The sequence below is a fragment of the Collimonas sp. GW821-FHT02H07 genome, assembly GCF_059421505.1.
This window is the reverse complement of sequence record NZ_JBWKVC010000024.1, coordinates 32,202-50,279: the sequence shown is the minus strand read 5'-3', so window position 1 is coordinate 50,279 and position 18,078 is coordinate 32,202. Positions and strand designations below refer to the sequence as shown.

Here is an 18,078-nt window from a genome sequence, read left to right as displayed (position 1 = left end):
GTGTGAAAGTAGGTCATCGTCAGGCTTTTATTAAAAAACCCTCTGCATCTCATCGTGCAGAGGGTTTTTGCTTTGCGCGGACGATTTGTAAAAGACCGCAGAAAATCTTCAAATATCCCGATTAGCCATGACAAGAAACATCAGCGTCATGGGAGTGCGGCCTGAGCCCTCCTGGAATTTCGTGATTATCCAGTCCCCCGGCCTCCAGCCAGAGCCGGGTTTCAGCCGCGGCTCTGTCTATCAGCAAACCGCACTGGCTGTAGTCATACGGCGAAACATCGAGCGGGCATAACGGAGCGACCACAGAGATCGCCGCATGCGGAGCCCAGCGCTCCAGATCCGAGACCAGCTGCCGCGCCACCAGCAAGTTGAGTGCACTCATGGCATGTTCCAGCGCGCCTTTTGGCTGACGCCGCTCGGCGCATGTGAATCCGGTGGTTAGCACGATGACGCGCGTGGCGCCCAAACGGATTGCTGTCGAAATAGGGGTATTGTTGGCGACGCCGCCGTCGATCAGCATGTTCCCATCCAGCGATACCGGCGGGAAAACCCCGGGGATCGCGGTGCTGGCGAGTACTGCGTCCACTGCCGAACCGGATGAAATGACTATTTCATTGCCTGTTTTCATTTCAGTCGCCACGACATAGACAGGAAGATCGCACTCTTCCAGCTTACGGCTGCCAAAATGCTCGTAAAATAATTCGCGCAATTTCGATGAACTGACCAAGTGCGTGCCTTGTCCCCGGAAAGCACCCAGCAAAGACAAAAACGACCATGGCATGATGTGCTGGCGCCGGATGCCGCGCCACAAGAACTCCAGCCGCATGGCGCCGGCGCTATGCGGCTGATAGGCAAAGAAGACGCTGTTGATGGCGCCGGCAGAGGCGCCGACCAGGAAATCCGGGCGCACTCCGGAAGCGATAAGCTCACGCAACATGCCGGCTTCAATGGCGCCAAGACTGCCGCCGCCGGCGAATACAAATGCGGTCTTTTCCATAAAGTAACCTGTGAATAGCCATAGGCTGGTGCATGGCAATCTGTATAGGCTACTCCTGCAGGCCTCGCTGCGCCAGCAGCCAGCTCCATCGATTGAGATAAAATGGACGAATCAACTGCAGGAAAATTCTGAAAGTACTTATGTCAGCAGAGAGTGCACCGCTTATCACACTGGTCCAGGCGGCTGAAGCCGATTTTGAAGAGCTGGTGGCCTTGCGCATCGCCGCCATGCGCGAGAGCCTGGAACGCATCGGCCGCTTTGATCCTGTGCGCGCCCGGGAGCGGTTCCGCTCAGGTTTTGCCGCCAATTACACAAGGCATGTCAGCGTTGATGGCCAGCGGCTGGGTTTTGTGGTCGTCAAACCTGGCCAGGATCAATTGCTGCTGGATCATCTCTATATTCGTCCCGGGCATCAGGGACGGGGTATCGGAGCGGCTGTACTGGCCCAAATCTTTAAAGAAGCCGATGCTCAGGTATTGCCTCTGCGCGTAGGCGCCCTGAGAGGAAGCGACGCCAACCGTTTCTATCAGCGCCATGGCTTTGAATTGCTCGCCGAAGAGGAGTGGGACATCTACTATCTTCGTCCTGCGCGCTGACCAGGCCCGGCGCGCCAGCCATCGAAGATCATCCCCGACGCAAGCCGTCAATACAACAGCTACCGATTTAAGCCGACAAACAGTTCCGCGGCCAGCCTCGGCGCCGGCCTGACGCAGCGTTTTTTCGGCATCGTGATTCCTAATGTATTTTCCGGCATCCTGGCCGGCGCGCTGATGGTGGTGACTTTGTCGATAGGCGAATTCAATATCACCTGGATGCTGCATACGCCGCTGACCATGACGCTGCCGGTCGGGCTGGCCGACAGCTATGCCTCGATGCGGCTGGAAGTCGGCTCCGCCTATACGCTGATTTTCTTCCTGATGATCATCCCGCTGCTGGTCGCCATGCAATGGGTGACACACGCCACACGCTCAAGAGTCCGTTTATGAAAAATGCCGTTTCGATCAAACTGATCCAGTGCGCAAAGACCTTCGCCAACGGCGCGCAGGCGCTGCAACCGATAGAGCTGGAAATCCATCCCGGCGAAACCGTGGTGCTGCTGGGGCCGTCCGGCTGCGGCAAAACCACCACGCTGCGTCTGATCGCCGGCCTGGAATTTCCCGATGCCGGCGGCCAGGTTCTGTTCGGTGGCGAAGATGTTACCGCCTTGCCGATAGAAAAGCGCGGCGTCGGCATGGTGTTCCAGAACTACGCCTTGTTCCCCAACATGACGGCCGGGGAAAACATTGCCTACGGCTTGAAGATCCGCAAGATGCCGGCCGCCCAGCGCCTGGAAAAAATCGACGCTCTGCTGGAAATGGTGCATTTGCAAGGATTAGGACAGCGCCGCATCGACCAGTTGTCGGGCGGCCAGAAGCAGCGGGTCGCCCTGGCCCGTGCGCTGGCGGTCGAACCCAGGGTCCTGCTGCTGGATGAGCCGCTGACGGCACTCGACGCCAAGCTGCGCGAAACGTTGCGCGCCGATCTCAACCAGCTGCTGCGTAAGCTCGGCATCACCGCCATCTATGTGACGCATGACCAGAGCGAGGCGATGGCATTGGGCGACCGCGTGGTGGTCATGGAACGCGGCAAGATCGCGCAGATCGGCAGTCCGCAGGATATCTACTATCGTCCCGCCAGCCATTTTGTCGCCGATTTTATCGGCACCATGAACCGCGTGAGCGGCGTCGCCAGCGACGGCCAGCTGCGCTTTGGCGGCGGTCAGCTGCCATGCGATACGTCGTCCGCGGGGCCGCGGGCGACGCTGATGTTCCGGCCGGAAGATGTGGAGGTTGTTGCCGCTGACATGGATGCTGCCAGCATGCGGGGAGAAATTCTGTCGACCTTCTTCCTGGGAGACCGCACCCGCCTGCTGGTCGATGTCGGCGCCGAGCAGGCGGTGGTGGTCGATGCCGGCCGCGGCGCATCCTGGCAAGTGGGGGAGCGCATCGCACTGCGCGTGCCTGAGCATGCCTTGCTGCATTTCCAGGATGAGGTGGCGGCATGATTCTTTGCCAGATTTCCGATTTGCATATCAAGGCGCAGGGCAAGAAATCTTATCGCATCGTCGATACCGCGGAGAGCCTGCGGCGCTGCATCGCGCAGGTGAACGGGCTCAGGCAGCGGCCCGACGCCGTGGTGATTACCGGCGATCTGGTGGATTTCGGTATGCCGGACGAATACGCATTCCTGCGCCAGCTGCTGCAAGCGCTGGAGCTGCCGTATTACCTGATCCCAGGCAACCACGATGAACGCAGTGCTTTGCGGGCGGCCTTTCCTGAACATTTATATCTTCAGCAAAGCCGGGACAGAATAGAGTACGTGATCGACGATCATGCGCTGCGCATTGTGGCGCTGGATACGGTCATTCCGCAATCCAGCAGCGGCGCGCTGGCCGCCGATAGTCTGATATGGCTGGATCAGGTGTTGGCGGCGCAGCCGCACAAGCCGACCGTCATCGTCATGCACCATCCGCCGTTTCATACCGGCATCGGCCACATGGATAAAATAGGGTTGGCGGATCCGCAGGCATTGGCTGCCGTGGTGCAGCGTCATCCGCAGGTAGAGCGTATCCTGTGCGGTCATTTGCACCGCGCCATCCAGCTGCGTTTTGGCGGCAGCATCGCCTCGACCTGTCCTGGTATTGCGCACCAAGTGGCGCTGGATCTGAGCCCGCAGGCGGAGTCCCGCTTCGTGATGGAGCCGCCGGCGTTTCAACTGCATCTGTGGGATGCCGACCACGGCTTGATCAGCCACACTGCCTATATCGGAGAATTTGACGGGCCATATCCGTTCTACGACGGCGACCGCCTGATCGATTAATTCCTGCGCTAGCGCAGGATCAGTTTCAGCGCCGGCTTTTCACCGTAATCGTCATAGCGCTCGTTGATCGCAGCAATGCAAAATTCCAGCTCTTCGATAATTTCGGCGGCGCGCTGGCGCAGTTTATCGCTGTGCAGCACTTCAATGTTCAGCACCTCGTTTTCCTTGAGGCGGAATTTGCTCATGCCGTCCTCGTCGCGCAGATAGCTCAGGCAATCGATCCAGGCATTCATGTTGCGCCCATAGAATTCAGGGAAGCCGAACGCCTTGGCCGATTCGCTATGGAAGCTGTCCCAGCCGGTGATGATTTCGCCGTTCAGGCTTGCGGTTGGCATGTCGGTTCTCCTGCGTATCAAATGTCATGCCACGAACTTACCACATCTTTGGCGGCCGATCGCGCCACGGCGGCGCCGGCCGAATCAATAAAAGCAGGACTCAGAAATGAAAAAAGAGGTTCCGCTGAAGGAACCCCTTTCATTCGCCGCAGACAGCTGCTTCGCTTATTCGACCCCGCTACGCAATACGCTGTCAGGCAAGGGCGCCTTGAACCAGCGCTGGGCATTGACGTTGAGCATGCCGTTTTTCTTGATGTTGCTCAGCATCGCGTTGATCTTGTTCAGCAGGGCGGTTTCGTTTTTGTTAACGCCGATGAAGCATGGCGAATCCTTCAACACGATCTTCAGCTGGGTGCCTTCCGCCTGCTCCTTGGTAAAGGCAGAAATCAGCACGTTGCCGGCGGCCAGCAGCTTGGATTCGCCTTGCAGATAGGATTTCTCTGCTTCCTTGCTGGTGGCAAAGCGTTTGATGATGGCGGAAGGCGGTGCAATCTTGGTCAGTTCGACATCTTCGATCGAATCCTTGAGCACGGCGATAGTCTTGCCGGACAAAGCGGCGGCATTTTTTACGTCCAGGTTGGGAGCGCCGAACACACCCAGGTAAAACGGCGCGTATGCCTGCGAAAAGTCGATCTGTTTCAGGCGTTCCGGGTTTTTGCCGAGGCTGGAAATGACTATGTCGACATGGTGGTTCAATAGCGAAGGAATGCGGTCCGCGCTGGCCAGCGGCACCATGTCGAGCTTGACTCCCAGCTCCAGCGAAATCATCTTGGCGATCGAGATATCGAATCCTTCCAGCGACTTGTACTGGCCTTCCGCGCCGAACGGCGGCGTATCTTTTGGCACCGCGACGCGAATCGCGCGCCGGCTCTGGATATCGTCCATCGCATCCGCGCGGCTTTCCTTGGCGGGAATCAAGCCCCCTGCGATGGCAATGAAATAGACAAAAATGCATGCAACAACACCGGCGTAACGCTTCACAAGAAGACTCCCAGAATGAATTGAATGTAGTTCATGTCCATCCACGATGACAATGGCAGAGACATTGCTGCGATGCCCAGCAGCACCGGATTCTATGTCTGAGTGGAAAGTTTGTATACGGAATAATCGAGGAGGAATGATCGCTGTTGCGTGCCGCCCACTTTGACCCGAAGCGGAATTTGGCAAATGCTTTGGGTTGTCGCCGAAACCCTGTCTTCGCCCCGCGTCCGCGCCGGACGCAGGGTCGAAATCTGTCATCAAATACGAACAACTTTGCCCGATGGGCATTTGTACGGCGTCAAGCAGCGCTGATGCTCGCTACCTGGTCCAATTCTTTTATGACATCGTCGGACAGCGCCAACGTACCTGCCGCCAGATTCTCCTGCAAGTGCGCGACAGATGAGGTGCCTGGGATCAGAAGGATGTTGGGCGCGCGACGAAGCAGCCAGGCGAGCGCGACTTGCATCGATGTGACGCCGAGACGCGCAGCCACATCCGACAAGGTAGAAGATTGCAGCGGGGTGAAGCCGCCGAGCGGGAAGTAAGGCACGTATGCAATACCGTCACGCCCAAGGTCGTCGATCAGGGTATCGTCTTCCCGATGAGCCACGTTGTAATGGTTTTGCACGCAGACGATCTCGCAGATACGGCGTCCTTCCGCGATCTGCTCCGGAGTCACATTACTCAGTCCGATGTGGCGCACCAGGCCCTGGCGCTGGAGTTCGGCCAGAACCATGAGCGGTTCTTCGATTGAGCCTTCAGCAGGTCCGTGGATACCGAACATGCTGCGAAGGTTAACCACATCGAGCACGTCCAGACCAAGATTGCGCAGATTGTCGTGGATCGCCTGGGTTAGGTCTGCGCGCGACATTGCTGGAATCCATGAACCGTCGTCGCCGCGCCGGGCGCCAAGCTTGGTGACGATGACAAGATCGTCTCGATAAGGATGCAGCGCCTCGCGGATCAACTGATTAGTGACGTGGGGGCCGTAGAAATCGCTGGTGTCGATGTGATTCACTCCGCGCGCGACGGCTTCGCGCAGCACGGCCAGTGCCGCATCACGATCCTTGGGAGGACCGAATACGCCAGGTCCGGCAAGCTGCATGGCGCCATAGCCAAGTCGCTTTACGGTGCGGCCGCCAAGTACAAAGCTAATGGATGATTTGATATTAGACATCATTGTGCTCCTGTAAATGAAAGACGATCCATGGTAGGCTTTTTCTCCTCCCACGATAATTGGGTACAATCAATACGGGTTGTGCGGATTGGCGAACAGTGGGGCTGCGGACAAATGAAAGTCGATCTGGGAGATCTCAACGCCTTTGTGGTGGTGGCACGCGCCAAAGGCTTTCGCGATGGCGCTCGCGCAAGCGGCAGCAGCGCATCTGCGCTCAGCGAGGCGGTACGCCGCCTGGAGGCGCAGCTGGGCGTGCGGCTGTTCAATCGCACAACGCGCAGCGTCGTTCCGACCGAAGCGGGCGAGGGCTTGCTGGCGCGGCTCAGCCCGGCCTTGAGCGAAATGCAGTCCGCACTCGATGTGGTGAACGGTTTCCGCGACAGGCCAGCCGGCACCTTGCGCCTCAACGTGCCGGTCAGTGCGGCGCGGCTGGTGCTGGGCAGCATCGTACCGCCATTTCTCGCGGCCTATCCCGACATTCAACTGGAGATCCTCACCGAGGACAGTTTTGTCGACGTCATCGCCGCTGGTTGCGACGCCGGCATCCGCTACGACGAGAGGCTGGAACAGGACATGATCGCAGTGCCGATCGGGCCGCGCGTCCAGCGCTTTGCCACCGTCGCTTCCAGCGCGTACCTTGATCGGCATGGCCGGCCGAAACATCCACGCGAACTGCTCGATCATGCGTGTCTGCGCGGCCGCTTTTCCAGCGGATCAATGCCGCCATGGGAGTTTGAGCGGAACGGAGAGGTATTGCGAATTGATCCGACGGGGCCGCTGATCGTACAGGCGGGTGGAGGCGCGGATCTCGCCGTTGCAGCAGCAATCGCAGGCAGCGGCATTCTTTATCTTTTCGAGGACTGGCTGCGTCCCCATCTTGATAGCGGCGCACTGGAAGCCGTGCTCGAACCATGGTGGCCGCGCTTTTCGGGGCCGTTTCTTTATTATCCCGGGCGGCGCCTTGTGCCGGCTCCTTTGCGTGCGTTTATTGATTTTATCAAGGTGTTTCCCGTTCAGCGTTGAGTCCAACGTGCCAGGCGCGACTTCGATAGCGTCATATTGACGGCGGCGGGAATCTCCCGGGTTTTCGCCCGCAGGCGAAAACCGCTCAGACAGCGGCAAGCATGCTTGCCGAAACCCTGTCTTCGCCCCGCGTCCGTACCGGACACGGGCTCGATACCAGTCACGTCGAACACCAATAAAAAAGGCCACCCTTCGGGTGACCTTTTGTATTGGTGGTGGAGGCGGCGGGAATCGAACCCGCGTCCGCAAGTCCTCTACAGACAGTTCTACATACTTAGTGCTGTCATTTGATTTAACCCAGCCGACGCGGACGCACACGCTTCGTTCAGGCGAGTCACCTAAATTTAACGGTCAGCCAAGTAACCCGGCTAACAGCGATTCCCTGTAAATGACTCTACTGCTGTTTTACCAGCCCACCCCAGGGACGAGATGGTGTAGAGCTAACCGGTTATTAAGCGGCTAGTGCGTACGAGTTATCGTTTGCAGTTAGATCTATTCCGATTGTATTTACGAGGTAGTCGGTCCTCGGTATGCCCTGCGCTGCTTTGTAACCCACGTCGAAACCAGGTCGCCCCCAAGCAGACTTCTATTGTAGCGCACTTGGGGCTTTCCTGTCAGCGGCTTGCCAGGATTGAAAGTGGCCAGCCGCAGCCTTATTTCAGGGAGAAATCGACGCGGTTCGGCGCACCCTTGTCCTTGATGCCGTCGGCGGTCAGCTTGGGCGCGATCAGGAAGATCCGTTCCAGCGGGATCTTGCCCTTGGTTTCCAGGTATTTGCGCACCGCTTCGGCACGGCGGGTGGCCAGGGCGCTGAGGGCATCCTGGGTGATCGGCGTGTTGGCAACGATCAATTTTTCCATTTCCGCGGTCGGCAGCGATTTGGCGAAGCCGATGGCGTTGCGCGGCTTGTCAAATTTGCCGGCGCTGTACACCTTGCCCATGTACTTATCCTTGTCGGCGTCGCTCAGGGTGACGTCGTCCGATTGCGTATCTACGCTCTGATCGACCGAGTCTTTCTGTTTCAACTGTTTCAGCTGGCGGTTGAGGACTTGCTGGCGCACGCCGTCGGTGTCGGTCTTCGGATCGACGCGGCCGATCAGGTCCAGTTTCAGGGCCGGGCGGTCATTGAGCGCCTTGGCAATGGTATCCAGCTTGCCCTGGGTGGCGGCGCTGAGGGTGGCCGAGCCGGGCGCAAATTCTGCATAGCCGAGTTCATCGCCGCCGCTGCCGCCGAAGGCGGAGCTGATCAGCGCAAACGGCGAGGTCACTGCCTTGACGATCAGGTTGACGAAGATGCGGACGATGATGCCGCCTATCGAAAACTGCGGATCCGACAGGGTGCCGGAAATCGGCAGGTTGATGTTGATCTGGCCGTTGCGGTCTTTCAGCAGGGCTACTGCCAGCAGCACCGGCAGCTTGGTGGCGGTCGGGCTGTCGATCTTGTCGCCGAAGGTGAGCTGGTCGATGCGCACACTGTTCTCCGCCACCAGCTTGTCATTTTCAATGTGATAGTTGACGTCCATCGACAGCTTGCCTTTCTCGATGGCGTAACCGGCGTACTTCGCTGCATACGGCGTCAGGCGCGGCAGTTCAACGCCGTTCGCGCTGGCCTTGATGTCGAGGAACATCGGCTTGAACAGGGGATTGAGCGAGCCGGAAATGGCGACTGGGGCATCGTTGTCGATCTTGCCGTTGAGGTCAATCGGCGCAGGCGCCGGCTTGTCGGAAGCGATCGCGCCGACAGTGCCGTTCATGCCGGTCATGTTGGCGGTGTAGTTCGGCTTGACGAAGTTGTCGGTGTAGTTGACGTTGCCGCCCTTGATGACTACCTGGCCGATCTTGATCACCGGCGCATTCTCTTTAGGCGGCGCGACGGCGATGGGGGCGACGGTGGCGGTGCCCTCGGCAGTCGGTTTGGTGACTTTTTGCGTTCCCTGGCCCATGCCTTCGCCTGCCTCGGCCGAAGTCAGGGACGGCTTCGGCGCGTCGGCCGGCGCGTTTTTCGAGACCACGATGTCTTGCAGATTCAGCTTGGCCGATTCGGACAGGATGATGCGCGCATAGAAATCGCTCAGGGCGATTTTCGCCAGCGTGACGTTCTGGCGCGGACCGCCGATATTCGCATTGATGCCGCTGACTTCCAGCATTTTCCACTTCAGGAAATCCGCCGAATTCTCCTTGTCCAGCACGCGGAAATTGGCCAGGCGCAGATTGCCGTTATAGCCGGTCGTCATTTCCTGGCGGCCGCCAGGCAGCACCAGCGACAGCTTGCCTTTGCTGCTCGCCAGGCCCGAGCTCAACGTTACGTTCAGGTAATCGGTGAAGTAAGGCTGCAGCGCCGGCACCGGCAGGTTTTGCGCATCGATGTCGAGCGCCACCGATTTCATCTGGGCGGCGACGCTGCCGTCGATGGCCAGTTTGCCGCTCTTGTTGAGCTGGGTGCGCAGGGCGACCTTGATCGGCTTGTCGAGCTTGCTGGAGACATTCTCCGCGCTCAGGTTGAGGCCGTCGGCGCGCAGCTTGACCGCCGGCTTCACCGCATTGTCGAGATAAGTGACGCCGCTGTCGGTGACGGCAAACTGGTTCAGATTGGCGACCCAGTCCGGTCCGCTGGGCTTGGCGGGGGCGCTCTTGTCGCTCTTGTTCGTGGCGCCGGCGGGCGCAATGAATTGCTGCAGGTTGAGTTTGCCTTGGGCGTCGCGGCGGATGTCGCCCTCGATGCCGGCCAGGCGTAATGCGGCGGCGTTGAAGGTATGCGCCTGGGTATCCAGGCTAGCGTTTTCCAGGCTGATTTTCTTGGCTGCGATGCTGCCGCCGGCGCTGTTTTTAGCCGCAACCTTGAGGTCGTCCACAGCTATGCCCAGCTGATGCAGCTGGATGCGGCCGCCGTCGATGGCAAGCAGGGTGTCCAGCGACAGCTGGCCGGACAGTACCGCTGCCAGCGAGCGGTTGACATAAGGCTGGTACGCAGCCAGCGACAAGGCCTTGATGCTGGCCTTGCCGGCGACTATCGCCTTGGCCGGCGTGATCTGGCCGATGAACTGGATGTGCTGGTCGGTATCGGTGCCGGTGGAGAGCGTCACGGTGGCCGGCTTGGCGTCGGCCGCCATCGACAGCCGGGACGCCTCCACAGCGACGTTCTTGACTTGCAGGTCCAGCGCCGGCGATGCATTGGCGGCGTCCTTCCAGTTCACTATGCCGTCGTGGATGCTGAGCTTGGCCAGACTCATCGGCGGCGGCGCAGCGGCGGTCTTCTTCGGCGCATCCTTGACGATTTCCTGCTTGGCCGCCGGTGTGCTCAGGGCCGCCCAGTTGAGGCTGCCGTTGGCGTTCAGGTTGACCCAGACTTCCGGCTTCTGGATGTCGATGCGGTCGAGTGCGGCGGCGCCGCTAAGGACGTTCAGCTTGCCGATCTGGGCGCTGACGGCTTGCGCTTTCAGCAGCGGCGCCGCATTCTTGTCGGCCAGCGCCAGATCGGCCAGCTGCAGCCAGCCGGAGAGCAGCACTTCGGGCTTGTCCTTGTTGCGCGCGAAGTTCAGGTCGAGCTTGGTGGACAGCTTGGCGCTCTGGATCGCCAGCGGCAGCGCGACCGGGGAAAAGGCAACATAGCTGGCGACATCCAGCTGGTCGATATCGATCGCCAGCGAGGTTTCCTGGCTGCCGGAAAACGGCTTGCTGCGACCCTTGAGGTCAAACGGCGTGCCGTTGATCTTGGCCGAGATGTGCGGCTGGACGAAGGTGTCCACCTTGCTGGCGAAATTGGAAATGTAAGGCAGGCCGATATTCAGCGCCTCGATATCGACCAGCTTGCCGGTCACCTTGTCGTCGAACTTGACCGAGCCGTTTTGCAGCTGGATATTCGAGACCGAAAACAAGGCCGGCTTGTCGCTCTTGGGCATCGCCAGGATGCGGTCGATCACATCCGAAAAATTGTAGCGGCCGATGCCGTCGGCGCTGGTGCGCACGATATGCAGCTTGGGATTGATCAGCTGGGCTTCATTCAGCACTGGCGCCAGGCGGAACAGCGAAGCCGAGGAGGCGTTCACCAGCAGCGTGCCGGCGGAAAAGGCAGGGGTGGTCTTGTCGGGTTCGTACAGCGTGAAATCGGTGGCTGTGAGCGTGAGCGTGAACGGATTGAAAGCGATCTTGCCGACGCTGGCCTTGCGTCCGATCTGGGCTTCGACCTGCTGTTCAACCAGGTGCTTGGCGACCGGCGGCACCGCCAGCCAGCTGATCAGCGCCAGCACTAGCAGGACGGCGACGGTAATGCCGGTCCAACGGATGGCGCGTGGAAGCCAGGAAGGGCGAGGGAGGTTTGCCATTTTTTATTCCTTATGGGCAATCATGTCAACAATATACCGCCAGACAGTCTTGCTCGCTATTTTATTAAAGTCTTTGAAACTGCTTATGGCAAGCCGCCATGCAGTCGATCCAGCGCCGGTCATTTGCCTGCGCAGGCGTATGACCGGGTTGTCGCAAAAAAGTTACTGCTGTGGCAGCAACGCCAGCAATTGCAGCGGCGTATCGATCAGGGCGTCGGCTTGCCAGCTGCCCGGTTCGCTCTCGCCGCAATAACCCCAGGCGGCGGCGACGGTGGCCATGCCGGCGGCGCGGCCGGCCTGGATATCGCGTAGATCGTCGCCGACATACCAGCATTCCTGCGGCTGAAGATTGAGGCGCCGCGCGGCTTCCAGCAATGGTTCAGGATGCGGTTTCGAATGCGCGGTGGTGTCGCCGGAAATGACGCAGTCGGCATCTGCCAGGCCGATCTGGGCGACCAGCGGATCGGTGAATACGGCCGCCTTGTTGGTCACCACGCCCCAGCCCAGCTGGCGCTGGCGCAGTTCTTTCAAGAGCGCCGGAATGCCGTCGAACAGGGTGCTGTCGACCGCCAGCGCGGCCGCGTAGTGAGCCAGGAAGCCAACGCGCAATTCCTCATAATCCGGATCGCCAGGCTTCAAACCGAAGGCCGCGCCTATCATGCCGCGCGCGCCGGCCGAAGTATGCGGACGCAATTGTTCGTAAGGCGTGCTGCTCAAGCCGCGGTCATTGCGCAGGCGGTTGAGCGCCCCTGCCAGATCCGGTGCGGTGTCGGCAAGCGTGCCGTCAAGGTCAAACAGGATGGCGCGCGGGATTGGCAGGGGCATGATCGGTTCCTAGAGTGCGTGAAAATGGCAGATGGCTTACAGCGCATGCACTATGCAAGCACTATATAGCCACGCCGGTCAGGGCTGGATTGCAGAATGACCGGTTCAGGCGTGCCTGGTGCACGCCATCAGATAATTGACGCTGGTGTCCTGGTTGAGCGAATAGATCAGCGTCAGCGGGTTATAGCTCATGCCGCGCATGACATCGACGCTCAGGCCGGCGTTGCGGGCAAACTGCGCCAGTTCGGCAGGCATGATGAACTTGGCGTAATCGTGCGTGCCTTTAGGCAGCATGCGCAACAGGTATTCGGCCGCCAGCACCGCTTGCAGGTAGGCCTTCGGATTGCGGTTAAGGGTCGAGAAAAACACCTGCCCGCCCGGTTTCACCAGCGCCGCGCAGGCGCGCACGATGGAGGCCGGATCTGGGACGTGTTCCAGCATCTCCATGCAGGTCACCACATCGAACTGTCCGGCTTCGCGGCTGGCCATGTCTTCTGCGGCAATCTTTTCGTAACGGACCTGGATGCCCGATTCCAGGCTATGCAGGTCGGCTACCTTCAATGCCTTGTCGGACAGGTCGATGCCGGTGACGGTCGCGCCTTTGCGCGCCATCGACTCGGCCAGGATGCCGCCGCCGCAACCGATATCCAGCACCTTCTTGCCAGCCAGCGAGACGCGCGAATTGATCCATTCCAGGCGCAGCGGGTTGATTTTATGCAACGGACGGAATTCCGACTCAGGATCCCACCAACGGTGGGCCAGGTCGCTGAATTTCTTGAGTTCTGATGGGTCTGCGTTCATAGGTTGAATCATAGCTGGAAGTCGGGCGTTGCGGTTTGTTGTCCGATTAAAAACATGTCGTAGAGCGGGCACGGATGCTCACCCTACGACATGTTTTATACGAAAAAAAACCCCGCCGAGGCGGGGTTTTGATCGAGTCTGAATCGACTGTTTGCTGGTGGCAATTACTTGCTTGTACCAACAACTTCGATTTCAACGCGACGGTTCTTAGCGCGGCCAGCAGCAGTCTTGTTGTCAGCGACTGGTTGCGACTTGCCTTTACCTTCGGTGTAAACACGGTTGGATTCGATACCCTTGTGTACCAGGTATGCCTTGACAGCTTCAGCGCGGCGAACCGACAGCTTCTGGTTGTAAGCAACGGAACCGACCGAGTCAGTGTGACCAACAGCGATGATAACTTCCAGGTTGATTGCGCCCAGTTTCGATGTCAGGTCGTCCAGCTTGGCTTTGCCTTCTGGCTTCAGGACAGCTTTGTCGAAGTCGAAGAATGCATCAGCAGCGAAAGTCACCTTTTGCGATACTGGAGCTGGTGCTGGTGCAACTGGAGCTGGTGCTGGTGCAACTGGAGCTGGTGCAGCTTGAGCGATTTCGCCGTCGCAGCCTGGAACCGAGTCAGCTGGTGTCCAGTAGCCGGTGTGCCAGCACAGACCGTACGGGTCACGTGCGATAACACCGCGTGCATCTTGCACGTAGGCGCTGTTAGGAGTAGCCGCCTGGATATCTTTGATTTCCTGCGCAGAGGCAGAGAGTGCGACGACTGCGGACGCAGCGAAGACGAGTTTTGCTAATTTATTCATGTTTCTCCTCTCGGTTGAGATATCCGCAGATTAACTGCGCAACTAATATACGACATCAAAAATTGGATAGTACCACGTGGTTCAGGCCGTTACGTGTGGGATTGACCATACGCAATGAACTTGACCATCATTCTGCCACAGGCAGCAAGCGCTAGCGAAGGATGCCAAATGATCCAGCACACGTTTTGCCTGCTTCGTTGTTTTCATACAACGTAACATTATGAAAACATCACCACGGGCGACATATTACATCGACGCAAGCAAAGTATCTATTTTATTTTAAATTTATTGTATTTTTATCACTACCCTGCGGTTCGGGCTGAGGCAGGCGATGCGTTTCTTGAGGCTCAGTTTGTTGCTGCATGTCACTATCGGTTCGGCCGCGCCGGCGCCTTTTGTCTCTATCCTGTTGCTTACGCCTTTGCTTTTCAGATAACTGGCGACGCTGGCGGCGCGTTGCGTCGATAACTTCCTGTTATATGTGTCTGTTCCAAGGTGATCGGTGTAGCCGGTCACCAGGATGACCTTGGCGCCGCCGCAATTGACCAGTTTTGCTATGGTGTTTTTATCAATTTCTTGCTTGGCGGCCTTGCTCAGGATTGTTTTTCCAAAGCTGAAAATGCTATCGCTGGCCAAAGTGAACTCACATTGAGCGACCACAGCCGGCGCCACAGATTGCTCACTGGCAATTGCGGGGGCTGCTGCCAGCGCCGGCGCGATGGTTTTCATCACCGGCGACACCAGTTCGCCATCGCAGCCGGCGACGGCATCGTTGGCATCCCAATAACCCGAGCGCCAGCACAAGCCATCCTGGCTACGCACCACCGGGCCGCGGCCGTCTTGCAGATAAGCGCTTTTTTCGGGGGCGGCCTGGATATCGGTAGTCTGGGCCAGGCTGGAGTGGGCCGCAAAGCCGCAAGCCGAACCTAGCAATAGGCTCAGCGCAATGGTATGAAGCATAAATTATTTCCTGATAGAAATGGCGAGGGGCGTATAAGGCAATCCCCCAAAAGCCGGGCAAGGCGGCATTTAAACATATTTTTTCGGGCCAGCAGGTTTTCGGCCTGCAACGCCTTGCCTGAAAAGCCAGAACTGCCTCTTCCGCGTGCTAAAATCACGCGGTTGTACCTGCGTTTCAAGCCGTATTTCGCCAGCAACTGGCAGATCGCTCCGGAATGTTGGTTCTATATTGATCAACCCAAGTAAAGATTGGCCGACTCGCTAAATGGATCAATTCGCTAAAGAAACAATCCCGATTTCCCTCGAAGAAGAAATGCGCAAGAGCTACCTCGATTACGCCATGAGCGTGATCGTAGGCCGTGCGCTGCCGGATGTGCGCGACGGCCTCAAGCCGGTGCACCGCCGGGTCTTGTTCGCGATGCACGAAATGAACAACGTCTGGAATCGCCCGTTCGTGAAATGCGCGCGCGTGGTCGGTGAGACCATGGGTAAATATCACCCGCATGGCGACGCTTCGATCTACGACACGCTGGTGCGCATGGCGCAACCGTTCTCGCTGCGCTACATGCTGGTCGACGGCCAAGGCAACTTCGGTTCGATCGACGGCGACGGCGCGGCGGCGATGCGTTACACCGAGTGCCGCCTGGACAAGATCGCCGGCGAATTGCTGGCCGACCTGGACAAGGAAACCGTCGACTTCGTGCCGAACTACGACGGCAAGGAAAAAGAGCCGTCGGTATTGCCGACCCGCATTCCTAACCTGCTGATCAACGGTTCCTCCGGGATCGCGGTGGGCATGGCGACCAACATTCCGCCGCACAACCTGACCGAAGTGATCGACGGCGCGCTGCATGTGCTGCGCAACGCCGATTGCACCATCGACGAGCTGATCGAAATCATCCCGGCGCCGGATTTCCCGACCGCCGGCATCATCTACGGCGTCTCCGGCGTGCGCGACGGTTACCGCACCGGCCGCGGCCGCGTGGTGATGCGCGCCAAGACCCACTTCGAAGAATTCGGACGGGAAGGCCGCACGGCGATCATCATTGATGAATTGCCATACCAGGTAAACAAGAAGGCCTTGCTGGAGCGTATCGCCGAACTGGTGCGCGACAAGAAGCTGGAGGGCATTTCCGATCTGCGCGACGAGTCGGATAAATCCGGCATGCGCGTGGTGATCGAGCTCAAGCGCGGCGAAGTGGCCGAGGTTGTGCTTAACAATCTGTACAAGCAAACGCAGCTGCAGGACACCTTCGGCATGAACATGGTGGCCCTGGTCGACGGCCAGCCAAAACTGCTGAACCTGAAGCAGATGCTGGAATGCTTCCTGTCGCATCGCCGCGAAGTGGTGACGCGCCGTACCGTGTTCGAACTGCGCAAGGCGCGCGAACGCGGCCACGTGCTGGAAGGCCTGGCGGTGGCGCTGGCGAACATCGACGATTTCATCGCCCTGATCAAGGCGGCGCCGACGCCGCCGGTGGCGAAATCCGAACTGATGGCGCGCGCCTGGGATTCGTCCATGGTGCGCGAAATGCTGGCCCGCACCGGCGAGGAAAACCTCGGCGGCGTCGAAGCCTTCCGTCCGGAAAACCTGCCGAAGCATTACGGCATTCAAGCTGACGGCATGTATCGCCTGTCGGACGACCAGGCGCAGGAAATCCTGCAGATGCGTCTGCAGCGCCTGACCGGCCTGGAGCAAGACAAGATCGTCAACGAGTACAAAGACGTGATGGCGCAGATCGCCGATTTGCTGGATATCCTGGCCAAGCCGGAGCGCGTCACCGTCATCATCACCGACGAGATGACCGCCGCCAAGAACGAATACGGCATCGGCAACAAGGATGAGCGCCGTTCGCAGATCGAGCACAATCCTACCGATCTCGGCACGGAAGACCTGATCACGCCGCAAGACATGGTAGTGACCTTGTCGCACACCGGCTACATGAAAGCGCAGCCGGTCTCCGAATACCGTGCGCAAAAACGTGGCGGCCGTGGCAAGCAAGCGATGGCGACCAAGGAAGACGACTGGATCGACCAGCTGTTCGTCGGCAATACCCACGACTACATCCTCTGTTTCAGCAATCGCGGCCGTCTGTACTGGCTGAAGATCTGGGAAGTGCCGCAAGGTTCGCGCAACTCGCGCGGCAAGCCTATCGTCAATATGTTCCCGTTGCAGGATGGCGAGAAGATCACGGTGGTGCTGCCATTGTCCGGCGCCAACCGCAGCTTCCCTGAAGACCGCTATGTCTTCATGTCGACCAGCCTGGGCACCGTCAAGAAGACGCCGTTGTCGGATTTCAGCAATCCGCGCAAGGCCGGCATCATCGCGGTCGACTTGGATGAGGGCGACTTCCTGATCGGCGCCGCGCTGACCGACGGCCAGCATGACGTCATGCTGTTCTCCGATTCCGGCAAGGCAGTGCGCTTCGACGAAAACGATGTGCGTCCGATGGGCCGCACCGCGCGCGGCGTGCGCGGCATGAACCTGGAAGAAGGACAGCAAGTCATCGCACTGCTGGTCGCCGAAAACGAACAGCAATCGGTGTTGACCGCGACTGAAAACGGCTTCGGCAAACGTACTCCGATCACCGAGTACACGCGCCACGGCCGCGGCACCAAGGGCATGATCGCGATCCAGACCAGCGAGCGCAACGGCAAGGTGGTGGCGGCAACGCTGGTGGAACCAAGCGATGAAATCATCCTGATCACTACCGGCGGCGTCCTGATACGCACCCGCGTCGCGGAAATCCGCGAAATGGGCCGTGCTACCCAGGGCGTCACGCTGATCGCGGTGGAAGACGGCACCAAGCTGAGCGGTTTGCAGCGCGTGGTCGAATCCGACGCCGAGGTCGACGCTGAAGTGGAAGCCAGTGCCGAAGGCGACGCCGGCAGCACGGCAGCAGGCGATGCTTCCGAGGCAGCGCCAGAGTAATAACGCAGGCAGCGCGGTCCAGCCAGCCTGGGCCGCGCATTGTTTGGGGCTTGACCAGCAACATCGCAA

General features: G+C 59.1%; 14 protein-coding genes, 1 other RNA gene and 1 pseudogene. 6 read left to right on the top strand and 10 right to left on the bottom strand.

Going from position 1 to position 18,078, the window contains the following annotated elements:
- Positions 1–121: 121 nt before the first annotated feature.
- Positions 122–997, bottom strand: a complete 876-nt coding sequence (locus AC07V8_RS24380; RefSeq protein WP_494680793.1) for a patatin-like phospholipase family protein — start codon at positions 995–997, stop codon at positions 122–124.
- A 140-nt stretch (positions 998–1,137) separates the two neighbouring features.
- Between AC07V8_RS24380 and AC07V8_RS24375 the strand changes: the two genes are divergently transcribed.
- The 4 genes and pseudogenes from AC07V8_RS24375 to AC07V8_RS24360 all read left to right on the top strand — a co-directional run bounded on the left by AC07V8_RS24375 (position 1,138) and on the right by AC07V8_RS24360 (position 3,856).
- On the top strand, positions 1,138–1,593 hold the full coding sequence (locus tag AC07V8_RS24375; protein WP_494680794.1) for a GNAT family N-acetyltransferase: 456 nt from the start codon (positions 1,138–1,140) through the stop codon (positions 1,591–1,593).
- An 84-nt stretch (positions 1,594–1,677) separates the two neighbouring features.
- Positions 1,678–1,983 (top strand): annotated as a pseudogene (locus AC07V8_RS24370) (ABC transporter permease); the annotation flags it as partial.
- On the top strand, positions 1,980–3,041 hold the full coding sequence (locus AC07V8_RS24365) for an ABC transporter ATP-binding protein (protein ID WP_494680795.1): 1,062 nt from the start codon (positions 1,980–1,982) through the stop codon (positions 3,039–3,041). The pseudogene AC07V8_RS24370 and the gene AC07V8_RS24365, both read left to right, overlap by 4 nt.
- The gene (locus AC07V8_RS24360; protein ID WP_494680796.1) at positions 3,038–3,856 is read left to right on the top strand and encodes a phosphodiesterase; all 819 of its coding nucleotides are present in this window, start codon (positions 3,038–3,040) and stop codon (positions 3,854–3,856) included. Before AC07V8_RS24365 ends, AC07V8_RS24360 begins: the two co-directional genes overlap by 4 nt.
- Positions 3,857–3,864: 8 nt before the next feature.
- Here AC07V8_RS24360 and AC07V8_RS24355 read toward each other — a convergent pair whose 3' ends face one another.
- The 3 genes from AC07V8_RS24355 to AC07V8_RS24345 all read right to left on the bottom strand — a co-directional run bounded on the left by AC07V8_RS24355 (position 3,865) and on the right by AC07V8_RS24345 (position 6,349).
- Positions 3,865–4,191 carry a barstar family protein gene (locus AC07V8_RS24355; RefSeq protein ID WP_211443572.1) on the bottom strand — a complete coding sequence of 109 codons (327 nt, stop codon included), beginning with the start codon at positions 4,189–4,191 and terminating at the stop codon, positions 3,865–3,867.
- A gap of 165 nt (positions 4,192–4,356) precedes the next feature.
- Entirely contained in the window at positions 4,357–5,172 is an 816-nt protein-coding gene (locus AC07V8_RS24350; RefSeq protein ID WP_494680797.1) for a transporter substrate-binding domain-containing protein, read from the bottom strand.
- A 298-nt stretch (positions 5,173–5,470) separates the two neighbouring features.
- The gene (locus tag AC07V8_RS24345) at positions 5,471–6,349 is read right to left on the bottom strand and encodes an aldo/keto reductase family oxidoreductase (protein ID WP_494680822.1); all 879 of its coding nucleotides are present in this window, start codon (positions 6,347–6,349) and stop codon (positions 5,471–5,473) included.
- A gap of 114 nt (positions 6,350–6,463) precedes the next feature.
- Here AC07V8_RS24345 and AC07V8_RS24340 point away from each other — a divergent pair, with 114 nt between their 5' ends.
- Entirely contained in the window at positions 6,464–7,372 is a 909-nt protein-coding gene (locus tag AC07V8_RS24340; protein ID WP_494680798.1) for a LysR family transcriptional regulator, read from the top strand.
- A 213-nt stretch (positions 7,373–7,585) separates the two neighbouring features.
- Here the strand turns inward: AC07V8_RS24340 and ssrA are convergent.
- From ssrA to AC07V8_RS24310, 6 genes are all read right to left on the bottom strand, one after another.
- Positions 7,586–7,948: a transfer-messenger RNA gene (ssrA, locus tag AC07V8_RS24335) on the bottom strand.
- Positions 7,949–8,025: 77 nt separating this feature from the next.
- Positions 8,026–11,694: a DUF748 domain-containing protein gene (locus AC07V8_RS24330; RefSeq protein ID WP_494680799.1), complete on the bottom strand. Its 3,669-nt coding sequence runs from the start codon at positions 11,692–11,694 to the stop codon at positions 8,026–8,028.
- Positions 11,695–11,856: 162 nt separating this feature from the next.
- Complete coding sequence (locus AC07V8_RS24325; RefSeq protein ID WP_211443565.1) at positions 11,857–12,519, bottom strand: HAD family hydrolase; 663 nt, start codon at positions 12,517–12,519, stop codon at positions 11,857–11,859.
- A 105-nt stretch (positions 12,520–12,624) separates the two neighbouring features.
- Positions 12,625–13,320 (bottom strand): bifunctional 2-polyprenyl-6-hydroxyphenol methylase/3-demethylubiquinol 3-O-methyltransferase UbiG, encoded by a 696-nt coding sequence (ubiG, locus tag AC07V8_RS24320; RefSeq protein WP_494680800.1) that lies wholly within the window; start codon positions 13,318–13,320, stop codon positions 12,625–12,627.
- 164 nt (positions 13,321–13,484) lie between these two features.
- Positions 13,485–14,117 (bottom strand): outer membrane protein OmpA, encoded by a 633-nt coding sequence (gene ompA / locus AC07V8_RS24315; RefSeq protein WP_211443563.1) that lies wholly within the window; start codon positions 14,115–14,117, stop codon positions 13,485–13,487.
- Positions 14,118–14,402: 285 nt separating this feature from the next.
- On the bottom strand, positions 14,403–15,077 hold the full coding sequence (locus AC07V8_RS24310) for an OmpA family protein (RefSeq protein ID WP_494680801.1): 675 nt from the start codon (positions 15,075–15,077) through the stop codon (positions 14,403–14,405).
- A 265-nt stretch (positions 15,078–15,342) separates the two neighbouring features.
- On the opposite strand from AC07V8_RS24310, the gene gyrA reads away from it, so the two are divergent.
- Positions 15,343–18,009, top strand: a complete 2,667-nt coding sequence (gyrA, locus tag AC07V8_RS24305; RefSeq protein WP_494680802.1) for a DNA gyrase subunit A — start codon at positions 15,343–15,345, stop codon at positions 18,007–18,009.
- Positions 18,010–18,078 lie beyond the last annotated feature (69 nt).

Excerpts from the sequence above, each read along its gene's own strand:
- AC07V8_RS24380 (WP_494680793.1), bottom strand. The coding sequence starts at position 997 with ATGGAAAAGACCGCATTTGTATTCGCCGGCGGCGGCAGTCTTGGCGCC.
- AC07V8_RS24375 (WP_494680794.1), top strand. The coding sequence starts at position 1,138 with ATGTCAGCAGAGAGTGCACCGCTTATCACACTGGTCCAGGCGGCTGAA.
- AC07V8_RS24365 (WP_494680795.1), top strand. The coding sequence starts at position 1,980 with ATGAAAAATGCCGTTTCGATCAAACTGATCCAGTGCGCAAAGACCTTC.
- AC07V8_RS24360 (WP_494680796.1), top strand. The coding sequence starts at position 3,038 with ATGATTCTTTGCCAGATTTCCGATTTGCATATCAAGGCGCAGGGCAAG.
- AC07V8_RS24355 (WP_211443572.1), bottom strand. The coding sequence starts at position 4,191 with ATGCCAACCGCAAGCCTGAACGGCGAAATCATCACCGGCTGGGACAGC.
- AC07V8_RS24345 (WP_494680822.1), bottom strand. The coding sequence starts at position 6,349 with ATGTCTAATATCAAATCATCCATTAGCTTTGTACTTGGCGGCCGCACC.
- AC07V8_RS24340 (WP_494680798.1), top strand. The coding sequence starts at position 6,464 with ATGAAAGTCGATCTGGGAGATCTCAACGCCTTTGTGGTGGTGGCACGC.
- AC07V8_RS24330 (WP_494680799.1), bottom strand. The coding sequence starts at position 11,694 with ATGGCAAACCTCCCTCGCCCTTCCTGGCTTCCACGCGCCATCCGTTGG.
- AC07V8_RS24325 (WP_211443565.1), bottom strand. The coding sequence starts at position 12,519 with ATGCCCCTGCCAATCCCGCGCGCCATCCTGTTTGACCTTGACGGCACG.
- ubiG (WP_494680800.1), bottom strand. The coding sequence starts at position 13,320 with ATGAACGCAGACCCATCAGAACTCAAGAAATTCAGCGACCTGGCCCAC.
- ompA (WP_211443563.1), bottom strand. The coding sequence starts at position 14,117 with ATGAATAAATTAGCAAAACTCGTCTTCGCTGCGTCCGCAGTCGTCGCA.
- AC07V8_RS24310 (WP_494680801.1), bottom strand. The coding sequence starts at position 15,077 with ATGCTTCATACCATTGCGCTGAGCCTATTGCTAGGTTCGGCTTGCGGC.
- gyrA (WP_494680802.1), top strand. The coding sequence starts at position 15,343 with ATGGATCAATTCGCTAAAGAAACAATCCCGATTTCCCTCGAAGAAGAA.